The organism is Blastococcus sp. SYSU DS0552, assembly GCF_054050815.1.
This window is the reverse complement of sequence record NZ_JBJHAB010000007.1, coordinates 194479-216050: the sequence shown is the minus strand read 5'-3', so window position 1 is coordinate 216050 and position 21572 is coordinate 194479. Positions and strand designations below refer to the sequence as shown.

The 21572-nt window shown below is 72.8% G+C and carries 19 protein-coding genes; 11 read left to right on the top strand and 8 right to left on the bottom strand.

Features of this window, described 5'->3' with window-relative positions; translation table 11 throughout:
- Window positions 1-41: 41 nt before the first annotated feature.
- A complete protein-coding gene (locus ACI8AG_RS09685) occupies window positions 42-4394 on the top strand; it encodes an FtsK/SpoIIIE domain-containing protein (RefSeq protein WP_456596869.1) in 4353 nt (1450 codons plus the stop codon).
- A gap of 79 nt (window positions 4395-4473) precedes the next feature.
- Here ACI8AG_RS09685 and ACI8AG_RS09680 read toward each other — a convergent pair whose 3' ends face one another.
- Window positions 4474-4770: a WXG100 family type VII secretion target gene (locus ACI8AG_RS09680; protein WP_456587347.1), complete on the bottom strand. Its 297-nt coding sequence runs from the start codon at window positions 4768-4770 to the stop codon at window positions 4474-4476.
- A gap of 199 nt (window positions 4771-4969) precedes the next feature.
- Between ACI8AG_RS09680 and ACI8AG_RS09675 the strand changes: the two genes are divergently transcribed.
- The 5 genes from ACI8AG_RS09675 (at window position 4970) to ACI8AG_RS09655 (ending at window position 10636) form a co-directional block, all read left to right on the top strand.
- Window positions 4970-5281 carry an EthD family reductase gene (locus ACI8AG_RS09675; protein WP_456587348.1) on the top strand — a complete coding sequence of 104 codons (312 nt, stop codon included), beginning with the start codon at window positions 4970-4972 and terminating at the stop codon, window positions 5279-5281.
- Between the two features lie 4 nt (window positions 5282-5285).
- A complete protein-coding gene (locus ACI8AG_RS09670) occupies window positions 5286-6824 on the top strand; it encodes an acetolactate synthase large subunit (protein WP_456596868.1) in 1539 nt (512 codons plus the stop codon).
- A gap of 159 nt (window positions 6825-6983) precedes the next feature.
- On the top strand, window positions 6984-8402 hold the full coding sequence (locus ACI8AG_RS09665) for an esterase (protein WP_456596867.1): 1419 nt from the start codon (window positions 6984-6986) through the stop codon (window positions 8400-8402).
- Window positions 8403-8531: 129 nt separating this feature from the next.
- Complete coding sequence (locus ACI8AG_RS09660) at window positions 8532-9782, top strand: MFS transporter (RefSeq protein ID WP_456596866.1); 1251 nt, start codon at window positions 8532-8534, stop codon at window positions 9780-9782.
- A 38-nt stretch (window positions 9783-9820) separates the two neighbouring features.
- Window positions 9821-10636: an alpha/beta hydrolase gene (locus ACI8AG_RS09655; RefSeq protein ID WP_456596865.1), complete on the top strand. Its 816-nt coding sequence runs from the start codon at window positions 9821-9823 to the stop codon at window positions 10634-10636.
- A gap of 119 nt (window positions 10637-10755) precedes the next feature.
- Here the strand turns inward: ACI8AG_RS09655 and codB are convergent, their stop codons facing one another.
- A complete protein-coding gene (gene codB, locus ACI8AG_RS09650) occupies window positions 10756-12048 on the bottom strand; it encodes a cytosine permease (RefSeq protein ID WP_456596864.1) in 1293 nt (430 codons plus the stop codon).
- Window positions 12045-12539, bottom strand: a complete 495-nt coding sequence (locus tag ACI8AG_RS09645; protein ID WP_456596863.1) for a nucleoside deaminase — start codon at window positions 12537-12539, stop codon at window positions 12045-12047. Before ACI8AG_RS09645 ends, codB begins: the two co-directional genes overlap by 4 nt.
- A gap of 254 nt (window positions 12540-12793) precedes the next feature.
- Between ACI8AG_RS09645 and ACI8AG_RS09640 the strand changes: the two genes are divergently transcribed.
- Window positions 12794-13705: a CpaF family protein gene (locus tag ACI8AG_RS09640; RefSeq protein ID WP_456596862.1), complete on the top strand. Its 912-nt coding sequence runs from the start codon at window positions 12794-12796 to the stop codon at window positions 13703-13705.
- 7 nt (window positions 13706-13712) lie between these two features.
- Here the strand turns inward: ACI8AG_RS09640 and ACI8AG_RS09635 are convergent, their stop codons facing one another.
- Window positions 13713-14426, bottom strand: coding sequence for an HGGxSTG domain-containing protein (locus ACI8AG_RS09635; RefSeq protein ID WP_456596861.1), 714 nt, complete (start codon window positions 14424-14426; stop codon window positions 13713-13715).
- A gap of 3 nt (window positions 14427-14429) precedes the next feature.
- Window positions 14430-16010: a major capsid protein gene (locus ACI8AG_RS09630; protein WP_456596860.1), complete on the bottom strand. Its 1581-nt coding sequence runs from the start codon at window positions 16008-16010 to the stop codon at window positions 14430-14432.
- A 1839-nt stretch (window positions 16011-17849) separates the two neighbouring features.
- Between ACI8AG_RS09630 and ACI8AG_RS09625 the strand changes: the two genes are divergently transcribed.
- From ACI8AG_RS09625 to ACI8AG_RS09610, 4 genes are all read left to right on the top strand, one after another.
- Window positions 17850-18170, top strand: a complete 321-nt coding sequence (locus tag ACI8AG_RS09625) for a hypothetical protein (RefSeq protein WP_456596859.1) — start codon at window positions 17850-17852, stop codon at window positions 18168-18170.
- On the top strand, window positions 18170-18805 hold the full coding sequence (locus ACI8AG_RS09620; protein ID WP_456596858.1) for a recombinase family protein: 636 nt from the start codon (window positions 18170-18172) through the stop codon (window positions 18803-18805). Before ACI8AG_RS09625 ends, ACI8AG_RS09620 begins: the two co-directional genes overlap by 1 nt.
- A 687-nt stretch (window positions 18806-19492) precedes the next feature.
- Window positions 19493-20044: an OB-fold protein gene (locus ACI8AG_RS09615; protein ID WP_456596857.1), complete on the top strand. Its 552-nt coding sequence runs from the start codon at window positions 19493-19495 to the stop codon at window positions 20042-20044.
- A 23-nt stretch (window positions 20045-20067) separates the two neighbouring features.
- Entirely contained in the window at window positions 20068-20199 is a 132-nt protein-coding gene (locus tag ACI8AG_RS09610) for a hypothetical protein (RefSeq protein ID WP_456596856.1), read from the top strand.
- A 54-nt stretch (window positions 20200-20253) separates the two neighbouring features.
- Here the strand turns inward: ACI8AG_RS09610 and ACI8AG_RS09605 are convergent, their stop codons facing one another.
- From ACI8AG_RS09605 to ACI8AG_RS09595, 3 genes are read right to left on the bottom strand one after another with little or no spacing between them, the layout of a single operon-like run.
- Window positions 20254-20862: a hypothetical protein gene (locus ACI8AG_RS09605; RefSeq protein ID WP_456596855.1), complete on the bottom strand. Its 609-nt coding sequence runs from the start codon at window positions 20860-20862 to the stop codon at window positions 20254-20256.
- The gene (locus tag ACI8AG_RS09600; RefSeq protein WP_456596854.1) at window positions 20859-21251 is read right to left on the bottom strand and encodes a hypothetical protein; all 393 of its coding nucleotides are present in this window, start codon (window positions 21249-21251) and stop codon (window positions 20859-20861) included. The genes ACI8AG_RS09605 and ACI8AG_RS09600 overlap by 4 nt, the downstream gene beginning before the upstream one ends.
- On the bottom strand, window positions 21248-21484 hold the full coding sequence (locus tag ACI8AG_RS09595) for a hypothetical protein (protein WP_456596853.1): 237 nt from the start codon (window positions 21482-21484) through the stop codon (window positions 21248-21250). Before ACI8AG_RS09595 ends, ACI8AG_RS09600 begins: the two co-directional genes overlap by 4 nt.
- Window positions 21485-21572 lie beyond the last annotated feature (88 nt).

Genomic DNA, 21572 nt, shown 5'->3' with positions numbered 1-21572 from the left:
GGCGTTGGACCGGTTCGGCGCCGTCCGCCTACGGTCCCGGCGTGCGCGTCCAGGTCAGCGTCGGGCAGACCGACGGCACGCTGCTCGACGTCGCCGTCGACGTGGACGACGACCTGCCGGTCGGCCGGCTGGCCGCGGAGCTGGGCCGGGTCGTCGGCCTGCCCGCCGCGGGGGTGTGGCTCGCCGGCGGCCGGCTCGACGACGAGCAGCCGGTGGGGGAGAGCGACCTCGTCGACGGCGCCGTCGTCCACCTGACCGCGCCCGCGGCCGCGCCGGCCGGCCCGCGTGGCTGGCAGCTGCGGGTGCGCAGCGGCCCGTGCAGCGGGCTGGTCGCCGAGCTGCCGATGGGCGAGCACGAGCTCGGCCGCAGTGGCGCGTTCGGCTTCACCGACCGCTCGATGTCCCGCCGGCATGCGGTGCTGCGGATCGGCGCGGACGGCGCGACGCTGCGCGACCTCGGCTCGGCCAACGGCACCACGGTCGAGGGCGCGCCGGTGCCCGAGGACGACGACGTGGCGTTCGCCTCCGGTCAGGTCGTGCAGCTCGGTGACACCCAGCTGGTCGTCGAGCCGGCCCCCGTCGCCGACGCCGCCGTCGAGCCGGCCGGCCCGGGGGCGCGTGCCTTCGTCCGTGCCCCCCGGCTGCTCCCCTCGGCACCCGAGGTGCGCATCCAGCTGCCGCAGGAGCCGGCGCCGCGGGAGCCCCGCCGGTTCCCGCTGGTGATGGTCCTCGTGCCGCTGCTCGTCGGCGTCGTGCTGGCGGTCGTCCTGCGCTCGCCGCTGTACCTGGTGTTCGCCGTCGCCGGCCCGGTGGTGATGATCGGCAACACCGTGGCCGACCGCCGGCAGGGCGCCCGTGAGGAGCGCCGGGCGCGCGAGGAGCACGCCCGGGAGCTCGCCCGCGCCCGGGCGCGGATCGACCGCGCCGTGGCCGAGGAGACCGCCCGCCGGCGCGACGCGCACCCGGACCCGGCGACCGCGCTGCTCACCGCCGTCCTGCCAGGCCGCCGGCTGTGGGAGCGGCGCCGCACCGACCCCGACGCCCTCGACCTGCGGCTGGGCGCGGCCGACCTGCCCGCCCGCGTGGTGGTCACCGACCGGTCGGGGCGCGACGAGCCGCCGCAGCAGCGCACCGTGCACGCCGCGCCCGTCGTGGTGCGGCTCCGCGAGGCCGGTGTCGTCGGCCTGGCCGGCCCGGCCGCCCCGCTGGCCGGCCTGCTGCGGTGGGTGGTGCTGCAGCTGGCGGTCACCCACCCGCCGCGCGACCTGGCGCTCACGTTGCTCACCGCGCGCAGCCAGGCGGACTGGAGCTGGGTGCGCTGGCTGCCGCACGCCCGCCCGGCCGACGGCGAGGGGCCGGTCGCGTCCGTCGGCAACGACACCGAGACGGTGGCCGCCCGGGTCGCGGAGCTGGCGGCGCTCGTCCGCACCCGCCGCTCGGCGACGGCCGGCGGCGGGCGCCTGCTCCCGGAGTCCTTCCCGGCGCACGTGCTCGTCGTCCACGGGTTCCGGTCGCTGCGTGCCACCCCCGGGCTGGCCCAGCTGCTGCAGGACGGCCCCGCGTTCGGGGTGTACGCCGTCTGCGCCGACGAGGAGGAGCGCTTCCTGCCGGAGGCGGCCACGGCGACCGCCGTCCTCGACCCGGGCGAGGAGGCGCGGCTGGTCGTCCGGCGCAGCGGCCGCGACCCGGTGCCCGGCGTGCTCGCCGAGCCGGTGCCCGCGGAGCTGGCCGAACGCGCGGCCCGGGCGCTGGCCCCGTTGCGCGACGTGAGCCCGGAGGAGGACGACGCCGTCCTGCCCGACAGCGTGCGGCTGCTCGACCTACTCGGGCTCGAGCCGCCCACCGCCGACGGCGTGCGTGCCCGCTGGCAGCTCGCGGGCCGGAGCACGCGGGTGGTGGCCGGCGCGGGTCTGCACGGGCCGTTCACCCTCGACCTGCGCACCGACGGCCCGCACGGGCTGGTCGCCGGGACCACCGGCGCGGGGAAGTCGGAGCTGCTGCAGACGATGATCGCGTCCCTGGCGGTGGCCAACCGCCCGGACGCGCTCAACCTCGTGCTGGTCGACTACAAGGGCGGCAGCGCGTTCAAGGACTGCGTGCACCTGCCGCACACCGTCGGCATGGTCACCGACCTCGACGCCCACCTCGTCGAACGGGCGCTCACCTCGCTCGGCGCGGAGCTCAGGTACCGCGAGCACCGGCTGGCCGCGGCCGGCGTCAAGGACATCGAGGACTACGTCGAACTGCAGGCCCGCGACCCCGGCTCGCCGCCGCTGCCCCGGCTGCTCATCGTCATCGACGAGTTCGCCTCGCTGGCGCGGGAGCTGCCCGACTTCGTGGCCGGGCTGGTGAGCATCGCCCAGCGCGGGCGGTCGCTGGGCATCCACCTGCTGCTGGCCACCCAGCGGCCCAGCGGCGTCGTCTCGCCGGAGATCCGGGCGAACACCGACCTGCGCATCTCGCTGCGCGTCACCGACGCGGCCGACAGCAGCGACGTGCTCGAGGCCCCCGACGCCGCGCGCATCGCCCGGTCCGCGCCCGGCCGCGGGTTCGCGCGGCTCGGGCACGGCGCGCTGGTGCCCTTCCAGGCGGGCCGCATCGGGGGCCGGCGTCCCGGCCAGGGCGCCGTGGCCGCGGCGGCGCCGTTCGCCGTCCCCCTCGGCTGGCACCAGCTGGGGTACGCGCCACCGCGGCGGCCGGCGACGGCGAGCCGGGCCTCCGACGCCGAGGTCACCGACCTGTCGGTGCTCGTCGACGCCGTCCGCGGCGCTGCGCAGGCCGAGGGCGTGCCCGCGCAGCGCAGCCCGTGGCTGCCGGCGCTGCCCGCACGGGTGCTGGTCGCCGACCTGGCGGACCCGGTGGACGGCCGGGCGACCTGGCTGCCCTACGGGCTGCAGGACCTCCCCGCGACCCAGGAGCGGCGGGTGGCCGCCTTCGACCCCGCGGTCGACGGGCACCTGCTGGTGGTCGGCTCGCCGAAGAGCGGCCGGTCGCAGCTGCTGCGCACCCTGGCCGGGGCCGCCGGCGCGCGCTGCTCGACCGCCGACGTGCACCTGTACGCCCTCGACTGCGGCAACGGGGCGCTGCTGCCGCTGGCCGACCTGCCGCACTGCGGCGCGGTGGTGACCCGCACCCAGACCGAGCGCGCCACCCGGCTGCTCGACCGGCTCGCCCGCGAGCTGGAGCGCCGCCAGCAGGTGCTGGCCGAGGGCGGCTTCGCCGACGTGAGCGAGCAGCGCCGATCGGTGCCGCCGGGGGAGCGGCTGTCGCACGTCCTGCTCCTGCTCGACCGCTGGGAGGGGTTCACGCCGACGCTCGGCGAGGTCGACGGCGGCCGGCTCTCCGACGTGCTGACGACCCTCCTCCGGGAGGGGGCCTCCGCCGGGATCTCGGTGGTGGTCACCGGCGACCGGTCGCTGGGCACCGGCCGGCTGTCGTCGCTCACCGACAGCCGGCTGGTGCTGCGGCTCGCGGACCGGGGCGACTACCCGCTGGTCGGCGTGCCCGGCCGGCAGGTGCCCGGGGAGCTGCCGCCCGGGCGGGCGGTCACCGTCGAGGGGGCGATCGAGACGCAGGTCGCGCTGCTCGCCCCCGACGAGTCGGGGCAGGGGCAGGCGGCGGCGCTCGCCGAGATCGCGAAGGCGGCGCACGTGCGCGACGCGATGGTGCCGCGGGCGGCCCGCCCCTTCCGGGTCGACGCGCTGCCCGCGCGCCTGGGCTTCGCGGCCGCCTGGGAGCTGCGCCCGGCCGGCGCCGGCGCGGGGTTCGCCCTGGTCGGCGTCGGTGGCGACGAGCTGGCCGCCGCCGGCCCCGACCTGGTCCAGCGGGGGCCCGCGTTCGTCGTCGCCGGGCCGGCGCGCTCGGGCCGGAGCACGGTGCTGGCCGTCATGGCCGAGTCGCTGCTGCGGCAGGGCACGTCGGTCGTCGTGTGCGCGCCGAAGGTCTCACCGCTGCGGGCCCTGGCCGGCCGGCCCGGCGTGCTGGACGTCGTGCTGGACCCGGCGGCCCCGGCGGAGCGCTGGCAGGAACTGCTCCGCTCCGTACCCGGCCGGCCGCTGGTCCTGCTGCTGGACGACGGCGAGGTGCTGCGGGACTGCCCGGCGGGGGAGGTGTTCCGCGAGGTCGTGCGCGGCGCCGTCCCCGGCTGCGGCCTGGTGCTGGCCGGGAACGCCGACGGCATCTGCACCGGCCTGTCGGGCTGGCAGGTGGAGGCGCGGAAGGCGAGGCAGGGCGTGCTGCTGTCGCCGCAGGGGAGCACGGACGGCGACCTGATCGGCGTGCGCCTCCCGCGCGGTGCCGTGGGCGGGCCGCTCCGGCCGGGTCGCGCGCTGCTCCACCTGGGCGACGGCGAGCTGCGGACCGTCGCCGTCCCGGCTCCTCCGGGCGCGCCCTGACCCGACCGGCGACGGCGGCCCGGGACGACGACGGCCGCCTCGCGCGGGGCGGGGCGGCCGTCGTCGTGCGGTGGGCTGATCAGCGGCCGAGCGCACCGGCCAGCTGGGCGTCGGCGTCGCGGAAGGTGGCGGCGGCCTGGGTCAGGTACTGGGCCATGCCGTCGAGGCCCGCGACCATGTTCCGGGCGCCGGTGGTGAACTCGTCGTAGGAGGCGGAGAAGCTGCGGCTGGAGGCGTCGGTGACGTAGCCCTCGGCTACGAGCTGGTCGACGAGGGCCTTGAGCTGACCGAGCATGCCGTCGATCTCGACCCGCCCGTTGGTGAGCCGGCCGGCCGCGTCTTCCATCTGCTGGTAGGTGACGTTGACGTTCGCCATGGTGAGTCCAATCGGGAGGTCCGGGTGCTCCGGGCACCGGAGGATGCGGATACGCGGCGGAACGTAACAACGGATGCCGGTCGACCGGGCCGCTCCGCGGGAACCTGTGGACAACCCGCGCGGGGAGCCTGCCGGACTCGCGCCGGAGGCCGATGCCCTGTTTGCTGGCGGGCGTCGGACCTGCGGAGGGAGCTCGGAAATGGTGCACAGGCTCGTGGTCAGCTACGGACAGCCGGAGGACCCGGCCGCCTTCGACGCGTACTACCGGGAGACGCACACGCCCCTGGCGCTGCGGCAGCCCGGCCTGGTGCGGCTGACCTACGGCAAGCCGGTGTCGCTGGACCCGGCGCAGCCCGCGCCCTACCTGATCGCCGAGCTCGACTTCGACTCCGAGGAGGCGATGGGGCAGGCCATGGCCTCGCCCGAGGGGCGGGCGGCCGGCAAGGACCTCGCCAACTTCGCCACCGGCGGCGCCACCTTCGTGCACTTCGACGTGCAGCAGGCGAGCTGAGCCGGTGAACGGTGCACAGGCGCTCATCCGGACGCTGGTGAGCGCGGGCGTTGACGTCTGCTTCGCCAACCCCGGGACGTCGGAGATGCACTTCGTCGCCGCGCTGGACGACGTGCCGGAGATGCGCGGTGTGCTGACCCTCTTCGAGGGCGTGGCCACCGGCGCGGCCGACGGCTGGGCGCGGATGACCGGCCGGCCCGCCGCGACGCTGCTGCACCTCGGGCCGGGCATGGGCAACGGGCTGGCCAACCTGCACAACGCCCGCCGGGGCACGGCGCCGATGCTCAACGTCGTCGGCGACCACGCCCGCTCGCACAAGCGCCTCGACGCCCCGCTGGAGTCGGACATCGACGCCGTCGCCGGGACCTTCTCGACCTGGCTGCGCCGGTCGCTGTCACCCGCCGACGTCGCCGCCGACGCCGCCGAGGCGGTGGCCGCCGTCGCCACCGGTGGCATCGCGACGCTCATCCTCCCGGCCGACGTCTCCTGGGAGGAGGGCGCCGACGTCGCGGAGCCGCTCCGGGTGCGGCCGCGGCCGCACGTCGCCCCGTCCGTGGTCGAGGACGTGGCCTCGGTCGTGCGGTCCGCCGAGCCGGTGGTGCTCCTGCTCGGTGGCGACGTCATGACCGAGGAGGGCCAGCTGGCCGCCGCCCAGGTCGCCGCGGGCACCGGGGTCCGGCTGATGGCCGAGACGTTCCCGGCCCGGTCGGCGCGCGGCGCCGGCCTGCCCGACCTGCACCGGCTGCCCTACCCGCCGGAGATGGCGATGGCCGCCCTCGCCGGCACCCGGCACCTGGTGCTCGCCGGCACCACCGCGCCGGTGCACTTCTTCGGCTACCCCGGGGTGCCCGGCCACCCGGTGCCCGAGGACTGCGCGGTGCACGTGCTCAGCGCCCCGGGCGAGGACGGCGTCGCCGCGCTGCGGGCGCTGGCCGACGTCGTCGCGCCGGACGCGAAGCCGGAGGTCGCGGAGTTCGAGCGGCCCGAGCTGCCCACCGGCGAGCTGACCCCGCGCAGCATGGCCGCGGTGGTGGGCGCGCTGCTGCCCGAGGACGCCGTCGTCGTCGACGAGGCGCTCACCTCCGGCGCGGGGCTCACCGAGATGACCTCGGCCGGCCCGCGCCACGACTGGCTCTCGCTCACCGGCGGCGCGATCGGCGACGGGCTTCCGATGGCGCTGGGCGCGGCGGTGGCCTGCCCCGACCGGCCGGTGATCGGCATCCAGGCCGACGGCAGCGCGATGTACACGATCTCGGCGCTGTGGAGCTACGCCCGCGAGCAGGCCGACATCACGACGATCGTCTGCGACAACGGCTCGTACGCGATCCTCGAGCACGAGCTCAAGCGGGTGGGCGCGGCCAACGACGGCGAGCGGGCGCGGCAGCTGCTCGACCTGGGCGGCCCCCGGCTGGACTTCGCGGCGATCGCGCAGGGGATGGGCGTGCCGGCGAGCCGTGCGACGACCGCCGACGAGCTGGCCGACCAACTGCGGCGGGCGCTGGCCGAGCCCGGCCCGCACCTCATCCAGGCCGTCCTGCGCTGAGGTCGTCCGGGGGGTGGGGTACCGGTCCGTCACCCGGATGGAGTACACAGAGGCGCTCCGCTGTGACGAGCAGCACAGTGTCGACGAAGGAGTCGTCTCGTGTCCCTGCACCGCAACCGGTTGGCCCCCCTCGCTGTCGCGGCAGGCGTGGGTCTTGGTGTGTTCACCGTCGGGGGCCCCGCCCTCGCCGTCCCCCCGTCCTCCGACGAACAGGTGTCGAACCCGGACTGGCAGCCGGTTCAGCAGTCGCCGAAGGAGCGGGTCTACAACCTGCGCTGGACGGTCGCCGACCCGCGCTACGACTACGCCGGTGAGACCGCCGGCCAGGAGTTCGTGCCCCTGACCGACGAGGCCGGCAACCCGATCAGCAAGGTGCTCTACGGCACCGACCGCGGCTCCGCGTACCGCATCGAGGTGCCGCTGGACTGGAACGGCGACGTCGTCTTCTGGGAGCACGGCTACCGGGGCACCGGCACCACCGTCTACGTCAGCGACCCCAGCTACGACCTGCGGCGCACCTACATCGAGAACGGCTTCGCCTGGGCGGCCTCCTCCTACGGCGAGAACCGGTACGACATCGAGGCCGGTGCGCTCGCCACCGAGCGGCTGGCGCGGATCTTCGACGCGCGGGTCGGGCGGGCCGAACAGCGGTACCTGCAGGGCGTCTCGATGGGCGGGCACGTCATCGGCACGCTCCTGGAGCGCGACCGCGGCGTCGAGTGGGACGGCGCGGCGCCGATGTGCGGCGTCATGGGCGACTTCGAGCTCTACGACTTCTTCCTCGACTACAACCTGCTCGCGCAGACGCTCGCCGGGGTGGACGCCTACCCGTTCCCCTCCCAGTCGGAGTACTTCGCCGAGGTCGTGCCGCAGATCAAGGCCGCGCTCGGCACCCCGACCACGCCGACCCCGGTGTACGAGGGGCTGACCGAGGAGGGCGAGGTCTTCCGCGCCAACATCACGGCGATCACCGGCGGCGAGCGCCCCGGTGACGACGAGGCCTTCGGCTACTGGGAGGGGCAGAACTTCGTCTACGGCGTCGTGACCAACGAGCCCAGTGGCCTCGCGGGCGTGCTGCCGGGTGCGGTCTGGACCAACGCCGACCAGGACTACCCGGTGGACCACACCTTCGAGGACGGCTCCACGCTCGACCAGCGCGTGGAGCGGGTGGCGCCGGCGCCCGGGACCCGGAGCACCCGCCTGGCGGTCCCCGTCCCGGCGCTCACCGGTGACATCGACGTCCCGGTGCTCTCCTCGCACACCCTCGGTGACTACTACGTGCCGTTCTCCATGGAGCAGCACTACGCCGCCGACGTCGCCGCGCAGGGCAACGCGGACCTGCTGGTCCAGCGGGCGATCCGGGCCGCCGGGCACTGCGAGTACACGCCCGAGGAGGCGGCCGACCAGTTCCTCGACCTGGTCGACTGGGTGGAGAACGGCGTGACGCCCGCGGGCGCCTCGGTGCTCGACCCCGAGGTCGTCGCCGACCCGAACTACGGGTGCGAGTTCACCACGCCGGTGCGCACCGGCACGCGGTCCTTCTACGAGGAGTGCCCGGCGCCGGGCGCCGGGGGCTGACCCGCAGCACGGCTGACCACCGAGGGCCCTCCTCCCCGCACCGGGGAGGAGGGCCCTCCGCGTCGGTGGGCCCGGCGCGACCGCCCCCGGGTGGCCGGCGTCCGGCGGCGCTGCCTAGATTGCCGGGCAGTGGACGGCGGAGCGGAACGGGAGCCGGAACCCGCCGCACCCCGGCCGTCCCGCCGGCTGGTCACCGACCCCGTGTTCGGGCCCTACTGGGCCGGCAAGCTGCTCGCCAACGTCGGCATCTGGATCCAGAACATCGCGAGCGCGGCGCTGGTCTGGCAGCTGACCGCGTCGGCGTTCCTGGTCGGGATGGTCAGCTTCGCCCAGTTCGTGCCGCAGCTGGTGCTGACCCCGGTGAGCGGCGCGATGGCCGACCGGGGCAGCCCGCGCCGGCAGATCCTGCTCGGCCGCGCGCTGTGTGCGCTCGGGGCCGCGGTGCTGGCCGGCTGGGTCCTGCTCACCCCCGACGTGGCCGACGTGCCGCCGTGGGTCGTGATGGTCTGCGCGCTCGTCGTCGGCATCGGGTTCTCCGTCGGCGGGCCGGCGATGCACTCGCTGCTCCCGTCGCTGGTGCGCCCGGGTGAGCTGCCCCGCGCCGTCGCCCTGGACAACCTGACGCTGTCGGTGGGCCGTGCGGTCGGGCCGGCCGTGGGCGGCGTCGTGGCCGCCACCGCCGGGTACGGCGTCGCCTTCGGCCTGGCCGCGGTCGGCCACGTCGTCTTCCTGCTGGCGGTGTTCCGGCTCCGGACGCCGGGTGCGGCCACCGCGCCGGGCCCGCGCCTGTCGGTCGCCGCGGGGATCCGCTACCTGCGCACCGACCCGGTGGTGGGCGTCCTGTTGCTCGGCATCACCGCGGTCGGGATCGGCGCCGACCCCGCCGTCACGCTCGGCCCGGCGCTGTCCGACCGGCTCGGCGGCGGCCCGGAGCTGGTCGGCCTGCTGGCCTCCGCCTTCGGCGTCGGCGCGCTCCTGGGCTTCGTCGTCCACGCCGCCCTGCTCCGCTTCCTCGACCACGCGCGGCTGGCGACCACCGGTCTGGTGCTGCTGGCACTGTCGGCGGTCGGGCTGGCGCTGGCCGGGAGCGAGGCCGCCGCGGTGGCGGCCTTCGCGGTGGGTGGCGTGGGGATGACGCTGGCCATGAACGGCGTCACCACGTTGCTCTACGACCGCGTCCCGCGCGAGTACATCGGCCGCATCATGGCGCTCTGGCTGGTCGGCTTCGTCGGTTCGCGGCCGCTGGCCGCGGCGCTCAACGGGGCGCTCACCGACCTGGTGTCGGTCGTCGCCGCCCTGCTCGCGACGGCGGTGTTCGTGCTGGGCGTGGCGGCCGTGTGCCGACCGTCGGTGCTGCGCCGCCCCGCCCCGGGGCGGTGAGGGCGGGCATCATCGGGCGGGTGGTCCGGTCGGTACTGGTGAGCGTTGGTGCGGTGGTGCTGCTGCTCGTGGTCGTGGTCGGCCTGCTGTGGGTGTTCCAGCGCAACCTCGTCTACCTGCCCGACGGCGGGCCGGCGCGCCCGGTCGAGGTCGCCCTCCCTAGCGGCCGGGAGGTCGTCCTGACCACCGGGGACGGGCTGGAGCTCGCCGGCTGGCACCTGCCGGCCGAGGGGGACGGCGCGCCGACGGTCCTGGTGGCCAACGGCAACGGCGGCTCCCGGGACCTGCGCGCCCCCCTCGCGCAGGCGCTCGGCGAGGCCGGGCTGGGGGTGCTGCTGTTCGACTACCGGGGCTACGCCGGCAACCCGGGGAGCCCCACCGAGGAGGGGCTGGCGTCCGACGTCCGCGCCGCGCGGGACTTCCTCCTCGACGAGGGCGTCGCGCCAGACCGGCTCCTCTACTTCGGTGAGAGCCTGGGCGCCGCCGTCGTCACCGAGCTGGCCACCGAGCACCCACCGGCCGGCCTGGTCCTGCGCTCGCCGTTCGTCGACCTGCCGGCGGTGGCCGCGGAGCACTACCCGGTCCTGCCGGTGCGGGCGCTGCTGCGCGACCGCTTCCCGGTGGCCGAGCGGATCGCGCGGGTCGAGGTGCCCACGACGGTCGTGCTGGGCACCGAGGACTCGATCGTGCCGCCGGAGCAGAGCCGCGCCGTCGCCGAGGCGGCCGCCCGGCTGCACAGGCTGGTCGAGGTGCCCGGCGCGGACCACAACGACCGGGTGCTGCTGGACGGGGACGCGCTGGTCGACGCCGTCGTCGAACTGGCCGAGCAGACCACCGGCTGGTCCCGGCCCTGACCGGGGTGGCGGCTGAGCGGTTCCCGCCGCCCGGAGCTCGCCGGGCGACGGCGCGAGCACTCCTCCGGTCGCTCACGCGGCGGGACGGCTCGGGTGGCCGCCCCCGCCGCGTGCCGCGATCAGGCCGGAACCGGCTGCTCCACCGAACGGCGGCCGCGCTGCAGGGCCAGCACGCCGGCGACGGCGACGACCACACCCACCACCGGCGGGATGAACCACCCGGCCTCGCTGCTCCACCAGGCGGCGAACGCGGCGACCACGTACACGGCCAGGTTGCGCCACTCGACATCCGGGAGCGCGGTATCGGCCGGCATGCCGCGTCGCCAGCGCGCCAGGAAGTCGCCGATCACCACGCCGCCCAGCGGCGGGATCAGGATGCCCAGCCACACCAGGTACTCGATCAGGTTCTCGTAGATGCCGGTGATGGCCAGCAGCGTCCCGATGACCACGCCGCCGATCACGAACGGCTTCTTCGACCGCGAGTTCGCGATCTCCGCGCCGGCGACGCCGAAGTTGTAGGCGGTGTTGTCGTTGGTGGTCCACAGGTTGGCGACGAGGAAGACCAGCCCCCAGCCGACCAGCCCCAGCTGGTAGAGGACCAGGACGAAGTCGCCCTCCCCGAAGCTGATCGCCCCGATCGCGCCGAAGCCCAGCATCAGCAGCTCGCCGATCAGGAAGGCGACGAGGCAGGCCCAGAAGCCGCTCAGCGGCGTTCGGGCGAACCGGGTCCAGTTGGGCGCCTGCGTACCGCCGGAGGCGAAGGTGCCGACGACGATGGTGATCGCGGTGGCCAGCGGCATCGTCGTGGCCGGCTCGACACCCGTGAGACCGCTCCAGCCGCCGACCTCGTCCAGCGAGCGCCAGGTGACCCAGCCGGCCAGCACCAGCATGAGCGGCACGGAGACCACGGACAGCGCGTACATCCCCTTGTAGCCGAAGTACGCCGTGACGCCCATGAGCGCCCCACCGGCCAGCATGAGCAGGACCTCGGCGGCCCGGCCCTGCCACTCCAGCGCGCTGGCGGTGAGCCCGGCCAGGGTCGCGACGGTGACCCCGTACCAGCCGACCTGCGTGCCACCCAGCAGCAGCGACGCCAGCTTGGCGCCCCGCCGGCCGAGGGCGTACCGGCACATCATCACCGTGGTCAGCCCGGTGCGGGCACCGATGCCGCCGATCAGGGCGACGTACACGCCGAGGACGGCGCTGCCCAGCAGCAGCACCCAGATCAGCGAGCCGACGTCGAACGCGGCGCCGATCTGCGCGCCGGCCAGCATGGTGGGCGTGAAGAAGGTGAAGCCGAGCAGGACGATCGCCAGGGAGAACAGCGACCTCCGGGCGTGCGCCGGCACCGGGTCGATCGGGTAGTCGGGATCGACGACAGCCGGGGCGTCCTCGGGACGGACGGTGGTCATCGGGCCCGCCCCGTCTCCGCGGACGGCTCGTCCTCGCCGATGTCCTCGTTCCACAGCGTGGGGTTCGCGGCGATGAAGTCGGTCATCAGCTGCACGCACTCCGGGTCGTCGAGCACCAGCACCTCGACGCCCTGCTCGGCCAGCCACTCGTGGCCGCCCGAGAAGGTGGTCGCCTCACCGACGACGAGCCGGGTGATGCCGAACTGGCGCACCAGGCCGCTGCAGTACCAGCAGGGCGAGAGCGTGGTGACCATCGTCGTGCCCCGGTAGGAGGCCTGCCGCCCGGCTCGGCGAAAGGCGTCGGTCTCCCCGTGCACCGACGGGTCGTCGTCCTGCACCCGGCGGTTGTGGCCCCGGCCCAGCACGTCGCCGTCGCGGCCGATGAGCGCGGCCCCGATCGGGATACCGCCCTCGGCGAGCCCGGCGCGCGCCTCCTCGATCGCGACCGCCAGCCACTGTCGGGCGGTCTCCTCCTCCAGTGGGACGGTCATCGCGTCACATCTCCCGTTCCGGTCGGCGTGGTGCCGAACCATGGCAGGGACGGTGCCCGCCGTCCATGACCTCCTCGTTCCCGTCAGGTCACGACTGGGCATCGGGCGGCGAGCTCCGCGGTTTCACCCGACCGGGTGCTCTGCCACCTCCTGGTCCTCGTCCTTGTCCACAGATCGACTGACGTCACCCCCGCGGACTGATCCGTTTCCTTACAGTCCGCACGGATTCGACGACTGCTCGACGGGGGATGGGCGTGCCGACTGCTCTGGACGTCGTGGACGGCGAGGTCCGCGAGCTGATCCGCCGGCGTGGGCTGGACCCCTTCACCGATCCGGGCCCGGTGCGGCTGCTGGTGCGCGACGTCGTCGCCGACTACTCGGAGCGCTCGCTGACCTCGGCGCTGCCGCCGATCGGCGACCCCGAGTCGGTGGTCCGCGACGTGCTGGACCGGGTGGCCGGGTTCGGGCCGCTGCAGCGCTACCTGGACGACCCGGAGGTCGAGGAGGTCTGGGTCAACGAGCCGGGCCGGGTGTTCGTCGCCCGTCGCGGCCGCAGCGAGCTGACCACGACGATCCTGGCGCCCGGCGAGCTGGCCGACCTGGTCGAGCGGATGCTGCGCACCTCGGGTCGACGGATCGACATGTCGATCCCGTTCGTCGACGCGATGCTGCCCGACGGCTCCCGGCTGCACGTGGTCATCCCCGGCATCACCCGCCGCCACATGGCGGTCAACATCCGCAAGTTCGTGCTGCAGGCGCACTCGCTGGACGAGCTGGTGGCGCTGGGCACGCTCACCGCGCCGGCGGCCCGCTTCCTGGAGGCCGCCGTCGCCTCCGGGCTGAACATCCTGGTCTCCGGCGGCACCCAGGCCGGCAAGACGACGCTGCTCAACTGCCTGTGCGCCGTGGTCCCGGCCCGGGAGCGGGTGATCACCTGTGAGGAGGTCTTCGAGCTGCGGGTGCCGCTGCCCGACGTCGTCTCGATGCAGACCCGCCAGCCCAACCTGGAGGGGGCCGGGGAGATCCCGCTGCGCCGGCTGGTGAAGGAGGCGCTGCGGATGCGGCCCTCCCGCATCGTCGTCGGCGAGGTGCGGCAGGAGGAGTGCCTGGACCTTACGCAGTCGTCCCGAGCAAATACCGGCTATTCGGTGCGCGAAGCCGTATAGCCCCTGGTCAGAACGCTACCGCCACCGGTCGGGGTTCGTCGTAGACGATCTCCGCGTCGATCACGTCGGGGTCATTCTGCGTAGTTTCCCCTGCGGCGACCTCACGCATTCTGCGGGCGATGATGCCCCGGACGTAGGAGTCGCTGGGGTCGTGGCCAAGGTCCCGAACGATGCCGTTGAGCGCAGTCTCCAGACGATCCAGCGTCCGCTCGCTGAGAACGGCCTGCCGCTGGTCCAGCTTGTTGCGGACCATCGCGTCCGCCAGCTTGGAGAGGTGATCACGCTCGGCGGCGTACACGGCGAGCAGGGCGGTGTCCTGCGGCCGAGCCGCGACCTGCTGACCGAGGTAATCCACGTGGCCTTGCGTGCGGTGCAGTTCTTGGACCAGTGCGTCGATGGCCGAGATGCCGCGCGGCTCGCCGTAGTACCGCATTTCCCTGGCGACGACCGACTGCGCCACGACCTCCCTCGCCTTCTGCTGCACCTGCGGCGCCTTGCCGCCGTGCAGCTTGCACCGTGACGTTCCGCGCATGCGCGGCTGCCTGCACTGGCCGCCGGTGCGGGTGGTCGCGCCGCACAGGGGCATGTGATCCATCGGCGCGGTGGTGCCGACCGCCCGCGTGCGCCGCTGGCCGCCGTGGCGCTCGCAGACGCCGCCCGCCGCCACGGCCCGGAACTTGCAGTCCGGCTCAGCGCACCGGTCAGGCTTCACGTACGTCACGGGTCACGCCACCGCAGCCTGCGCGATGCCCGACGGCGTGACGGCCTGGTTGATCCTGAAAGCCTCGCCGCCGCGGAACATCACGGCCTCGAAGGACTCCGAGAACAGCATCATGTCGTTCGCGGCGGTAAGCGTGCTGTCACGGACGATGCCCAGGTCAAGCGTGCCGCTGTCCAGGAACACGAAAGCGCCCGCCGGGAACATGTACGAGACGATGCTCGTCGGCCACGCATTCACCGGCCCGGGGCTCTGCACGTCGAACTGCTGGCCGGCTTCCCCGTCCATCGCGTACGTCGGCGCCAGGTTGCGCGTGGCGAGGTAGGCCGCCAGCTCGGCGTCGGTGACCCCGAGCGAGGCGTCGCCGGGCTCCTGCAACGCCAGGTCGGATCGCAGGATGCCCCGACTCCAGTCGGGGAGGATGAGCTGCAGCGGCGCGTCGGACGGCATCCGAAGCCGGTTCCGCATGCCCGTGGCGGCGCGGTCCAGCAGCGGCAGCAACACACGCGTCGCGCCCAGCGGCTTGACGCCGTCCGTCTGGCCCTCGGTGGCGGTGCCGGAGACGGCCGTGCTCAGCGCACCGATCTGCGTGAGCAGCTGCTGCTCCGCGATCCGGTCGTGCGCCGCGCTGGCCAGGGCGGTGATCCGAGCGACGAACTCCGGGTAGGCCCGGCTGATCAGGTTCCCGACGATCAGCGTGTTCGTGACGGCCTGCGTATCGACGGCGACCTCGCCACCGGGCGAGACTTGGATGGCGGGCTTGCGGACTGCCGTGTTGGTGGCGGCGTCGATGTCGTTCTGCACGGTCCAGATCCCGACAGCGCCGTTCAGCGAGGCAAGCTGCGGAGGACGCACGAACCGGACGCCGCCGCGATCGCTGGTGTAGGTAGGCAGCGCAGCCTTCACCGGACGGGCGCCCTCGGCCTCGAAGCCGGGCAGCGAGTAGTCCACGTCCCTGGGCGCGCCGAAGCCACCGGCAGCGGTGATGGCCGCAGGCTGGTCACTGGCGGCGGCGGTGATGGACTGCCGCACCCGGGCGACGTGCTCGGCGGCGGCGGCCTCGACGGCAGCCGCGACGGACTCCGCCGAGTCGCTGCGGCGCAGGGTGCGGCCCGGCCCCCGGTCGGTGGTCAGCCGCGCCACGCGGACCTTCTCGCCGTCCACGCCAAGGTCGCGGGTCGCCGCGACGGTGTGAACCGCCGAGATGAACTCGCGCGCCAGGGCGTCGTTGTTGGGGATCTCCATGCCGCTGGCGGTGATGGCGCGGGCCGCGCCCTCGCCGGTTGCGCGCCAGCCCGGCGGGCGCCGATCTGCCGGAACGTTGGCGGGCACCGCCGAAGCTGCGGTGAGCGCCTGGCGGGCCTGGAAAGCGGCTGTGATCGCCTGCTCGCGGCGGTCGCGCTCACGCTTGACCGTGTCGGCCGCGCTGGCGAGCACCTCCATCACCGCGTACGAGTCCGTGCCGTGCGCCTGGCTGGGGACGGTGTTTAGGCCGTCGAGCTGCTGAAGGATGAGCCCGCGCAGCTCGCCCAACTCGTCGTGCGACAACTCGGCGATGCGGCCGAGCAGTTCGTTGATGCGGTCCATCGGATGGCTCCCGGTGCGTGATCACGGTGGTGATCGACTCGCACATCGGGAGGGCCGCCACAACGCCAGGTGCGTCGCCGGAGTCACCGCTGCTGCCCTCGCACTCAGGCGCCGGGCCGTCGTTCGGCGCTAATCGTATCCTCCGCAGGGAGTCATTTCCAGGTAGCTTCGCCCAAAGCGAGGTGGCAGGCAGAGCCTGAAGTGAAATTCTGGTCGAGTCTTACGTGCACAACGCCATCCATCGGAATTTCCACGTCCGTGAATACCCCTCGGGAAAGGTTGAAAGTTAACGGCTCTCTGCCTTCAGGGGTTACCGTCAATTCGGCGCGACAATCGCTCGAAGACTTGTCTGTAAGGCCGAGGTATCCGGTGAGAAGGGAGAAGCGGCCAGGTGCAGTTAGATCCGCCCAGCCAACGCTCTCATTCCAACTGCAGTAGCCGGCATTGTCCGGGCTTCCGCAGACCCATAGGACGTTGTTGTGAGTCTCCCCATTCATTTGGGCAGAGTCGCCCGCGTACCAGAGTGGCCCCTCATAGGCGTCAACGTCGCCCTGTTTAACGGCTACAGGCACCGGAGGTGGCGGCGTTGTGGGCGCCGATGTGACCGGTGAGGTGGGGGTCGATGTTGCAGGTGGTGTCGTAACAGGACTAGTCGGCTCGGATATAGGAGAAGTGGTCGTAGGTAAGGTCTCGTCGGAGACTCCTGCGCCGCCTGTGAAGTAGACGACAAGTGCGATAAGGGCAATAATTCCCCCGGGAACTGCCGCGATAGCGGCGACTGCCTGCCAGTCGATCTTTCGCTTCGATCCCGGCTCAGATCGCGTCACGCTTGGCCTCCGGGGGTCCGCTGAGCATGGAGCGATGACGATGTCGCATCATGGCGCCGCTAGCAATGGCCCCACGGCGGGTCACCATGGCGATCATCTAGTTCAGCGACGAAGATCGCGAGCGGTTGCGACGCTTGCAGGCGGACAAAGCCGAGGTCGGGGCGGAGTTCGTCCGCACCTGCGTGAAGTACGCGCGGCAGGCATCGCGGAGTCGTCACCCAGCGATTCGACGTCCTTGCTCAAGATCGGGCAGCTGGACGTCAGGCCGTGGCCCGACCGGCCGGTCAGTCAGGACTGAGGTCGAGCGCCCGGCAGCGGCCGGGTGTGGTCGGGATTCCAGTCGACCTGAACCCGAAGGACCCGCCGAGGGCCGAGGTACTGGGCCTTCCACACCGTCTTCGAGAACCTCAGGCGGCTGAACGTGACGCTGCGCTGGCTGCGGGGACGCCGCAGTCGGACCCACGCGTCCAGGTCGTTGCCGATCGTTTCCCGACCCCACCAAATGGTCGTGTCCTTTCCGATCTTCACGAAGTGACCCTCCGCGTCCTCGGCGAGAGTGTGGGTGTGGATGCGGTGGAAGCCATGCGACGAGTGTGCAACCGCGGAGCCGGCGAGAGGGAGATCGCTTCTCCCAGCGTGGGAGAGGGAAAAATCGTCCGGGACCAGTGCGCCCTTTCAAGATCACCGGCAGTGGACGCTTTGCACGCCCCGGTTGCGCGTGACGTTGCGTAACCGGAGACGTAGGCGCCGCCCGTCCGGGCCACCTGGTGACCGCTGGCGAACTCGGACCGACTGACGGGTATCGACCCAACGATCGCGCAGGTCGCGGCGTTGTGGGGCCACTGAGCGGCTCGGGCCGAGTCGGCCCGACGAAGGGCGCCGACGAGCCTGACCAAGATCCTTTACAAGAACCGCTCGTTCTGTATTTACAGAGCGTCACCACGGCGTTAGCGTCGTCCTAGGTGCTTGAACGCTCAAGTATCTCGCCAAGGACACAGGAAGAGGAACCGTCGTGATCGACTTCGCCAAGCTCGCCGCCGAGACCACCATCGCAGCCGAGCCCGAGTTCCCCAGGGCTGCCACGGCCGCCCGCCAGGGCGCCGACCCGGCCCTGGTGCAGCTCGTCACCGACGCCAGCAAGGACAGCAAGCGCCGCGAGCTGCCCGGCCGGTTCAGCTTGAAGCCGTACGCCGGTCGCAAGACCGCGTGCGAGGCGTACAGCGTCATGGGGGAGCTGCACAAGGCCGCCCGGCAGGCGGGCGTGAAGCTGCAGATCCGCCGGTTCGACGGCGACGGCGACACCTGCCGCGTGACCTTCAAGGTCGCGAAGTGATGAGGGTTGTCGCCTACACCCGCGTCTCCACCCGCGAGCAGGCCGACACGGGCCACGGCATCGACGCCCAGCGCGCCGAGCTTCGACGGCAGGCCGAGCTGCGCGGCTGGGAAATCGTCACGTGGGCCGAGGACCTGGGGTCCAGCGGCAAGGACATGAGGCGCGACCAGCTCACGCGCGCCGTGAAGCTGGTCGAGTCCGGCGAGGCCGACGCCCTGGTGGCCACCAAGATCGACCGGGTCTCGCGGTCGGTGGCCGACTTCGCCGCCCTGGTCTGCCGAGCCAACACCAAGGGCTGGGCGCTGGTCGTTCTCGACATCGGCCTCGATCTCACGACGCCGATGGGCAAGTTCACCGCCAACGTGCTGTGCGCCGCCGCCGAGCTTGAGCGGGACATGATCTCGCAGCGCACCCGCGATGGCCTGGCCGCAGCCCGTGCGAAGGGTGTCCGCATCGGCGGTCCGCGCGTTCTGCCCGACGACGTGGCCGACCGCATCACCGAGCTGCGCCAGGGCGGCGCGACGCTGACCGCCATCGCCGACCGGCTCAACGGCGAGGGCGTCCCGACCGCCAAGGGCGGCGACCGCTGGTGGCCGTCCTCGGTGCGCGCGATCTTGAACCGCCAGCCTGGCTGAGCCCGCCGGGCGCCCAGTGACCCTTTCCGGCCCGAGGCCGGCTGCCGCGACACAACGCGGTGGCCGGCCTCGGTGACGTTGCGGGCAAAGCGAACGAGACGGCTCGCAAGCCGACAAGACGGGCGGTGAGCGAGCAAGACGGGCGGCAAGCAAACCTCAGCGAGTGCAAGCCAACAGGTCAGCTCGCAAGTAGTGGATGAAGGTTCATCTACTCGTCACGCGTTCGCGCGGCGCGCGCTCGCCGCGAACCGCCCGCCAGGGCCACGAGTCACCGTCTCCGACTTCGGAGCAGCGCTCCGCGAGCGGATCGACGTCGCGCGGAGTCGATCTTGTTGGAAGTCGCCTGAGGCGGCCGGAGTCGCCAGGGCCGTGAGTGGCCCGCTGCGCCCCGCCTGGCGCCTGCCCCGAACGTCCTACCGCGCGCGGCTGGGCGAAGCCGCAGATGGGGCAAGGGGTCGCCAGCGGGCGGCCTGGTGGTGGCGGTCGCGGCGACCCCACTGGCAAGAGGTGACAGAACCTCCGCCTGCGACTCATCGCCACGGCTGTGGACTTGCTGGAAGACCGTCATCTACGTTGGCCTGGCCAACTGGAGTTCACGGCCATCCAGTGACAGCCAGCTTCTCACTCACTCTCTTGTCGTTGGACCAGCGTCCGCGTCAGAAAATCCGCTCATCGGGGGACCCGTCAGTGTCACAACCCACACAGCCTGAGTTCACGGACGCGAAGGGCGCAAAGGCGCAGGCGAAGGCCGATAAGGCTTACCGCAAGGCCAGTCGGCCCTGGTACAAGAAGAAGCGGTTCATTCTCCTTGCCGTCATCGCCCTCATCATCCTCATCGTGATCGCTACGAGCGGAGGCGAGGAGGAGACGCCTTCGGGCGCGGTCACCGACCCGACCTCCGCTGAGGAGCCCGCCCTCGAGGAGCCCGCGACCGTGGTCTCGGCGCAGGAGATGATCGAGGTCCTGGAGGGCAATGCGCTGAACGCGAAGAACACCTACGAGGGCAAGCGGGTCACAGTCAGCGGGTTCGTCGGAAATATTGACGCCTCGGGTAACTACTTCGCCCTGGACCCGGAGCCCGACGCCCTCATCCTGACGGGCATCCAGGTCCAGACAAGCGAGGAGTTCCTAGACCAGGTGGCTAGTTTCAGCGAGGGCCAGGCGGTCACGGTTACCGGCACGGTCACCGACGTCGGCGAAGTCATGGGCTACTCGCTTGAGGCCGAGACCATCGAGTGACGAGCCGGTCACCGGTAGGTCCCATGAGCGGGGGCACGACGTCAGGCGACGTCTGCTTCGACACCCCTGACCCTGCCCCTGGCCAGTACGTCGTGCTCTACGAGCCGTCCTTCTCGTTCTCCTCGGAGCGGGCGGCCTGGATCAACAACCGCTGATCCCCCTTACCGCTGAGTGCCCCCGCCGTTTGTTTCGGTGGGGGCACTCAGCTGTCATCCCTGTATGACGTCCTCCGGCGTGATGCCTTCGGCCGTCAGCGGCCAGGCCATTCGGATCGGCAGATCTACCTGTGCCGCGTGTCGTAGGCACAGGTAGGTGATCGGCAGGGTGTGCAGGGTGCCGAGGTACTGAAAGTCTGACGGCGACGAGTTGTAGACGGTCAGCGGCCGGTGAAGCTGGATGGCGGCGAACACCGGCGTGATCTCGTCCTCGGGGATGGGCTGCTCACAGGTGAAGCACCGCGCGGGCATCTCGTCCCGGTGCTCCTGCGCCATGTGCAGGTTCGCGCACCCGAGGCTGACGCCGGGACTCGCGCCCTCGTCGCACAGCAGCCGGTCGGGGTGTTGCACGCAGAGGAACGCCATGCGGTCGAGCGGCCGCCGCTGGCCGGGCCGCAGCGGGCCCGTGTCGGTGCGCCAGCCGTTGGCGGCGTCCACGAGGTGCAGGCAGGACTGCTTGCGGCGGCCGTCCAGCGCGTCCGCGAGTGCGTCCTCGATCACCGCCGCGACCATCGCGCCCAGCTTCGCCACGGCGGGCATCGCCGCGAGCATTTCCTCGTGGGCCTGGGTGTCGTCGTTCTCGTTCAGCGGGTGGGTGCTCATCGGTTGATCCCTTCGGTGATGGTGGTGTCGTGCTCGGTGTCGGCCGGCTTGGCCTCCACCGCTTCGTGCATGAGCCGCAGCGCGCGGCGGCCGTCTGCCTTGGTCAGCTCCGGCAGGTCGGGGGAGCGGCCCCAGATGCGCGCCCACCGGTTCAGCCACCAGGGCGACCGGAGCTCCCGGCTTTTGACGACGTGCGACCACTGGCCGTCGCTGTCGAGTCCGTAGCGCGCGGTCGGCAGGTGCAGCCGCCAGGCGTTGAGGTCCGGCTGCGGCCGACCGCCGACGATCACCCGGCAGTGGTGGACGTCCGTGACCCACACGCCGAGCAGCTCGGACAGCTCGCGCACCGGCGAGCGGAAGGCGCCGGTGATGACGCCAGGCGCGCTCACGACGCCACCGCCGAGTTCTCGGCTTCGGCCTCAGCAGCGCGTCGCCGGCGCTCGGCGCAGACCCGGCGCGTGACGTCGCGCAGCTCGTCGGTGCTCATGCGCTCCGCGGCAGGCTCGAACGCCAGGGCCTGCACGATCACGCGCTCCGGCAGGTCTTCGAGCGCCAGCGCGGCGGCGAGCCGGTAGATCGCCAGCCGCCGCACGGCTGGGTCGGTGGTTGTCGTGGCGGTCATCTCATGACTCCTTGCGGTTGACTGCGCTGATGGTTGGTCGGCTGTCACGCGTTCCTGTTTGTAGACAGGAACGCGCGTGAACAGTGGC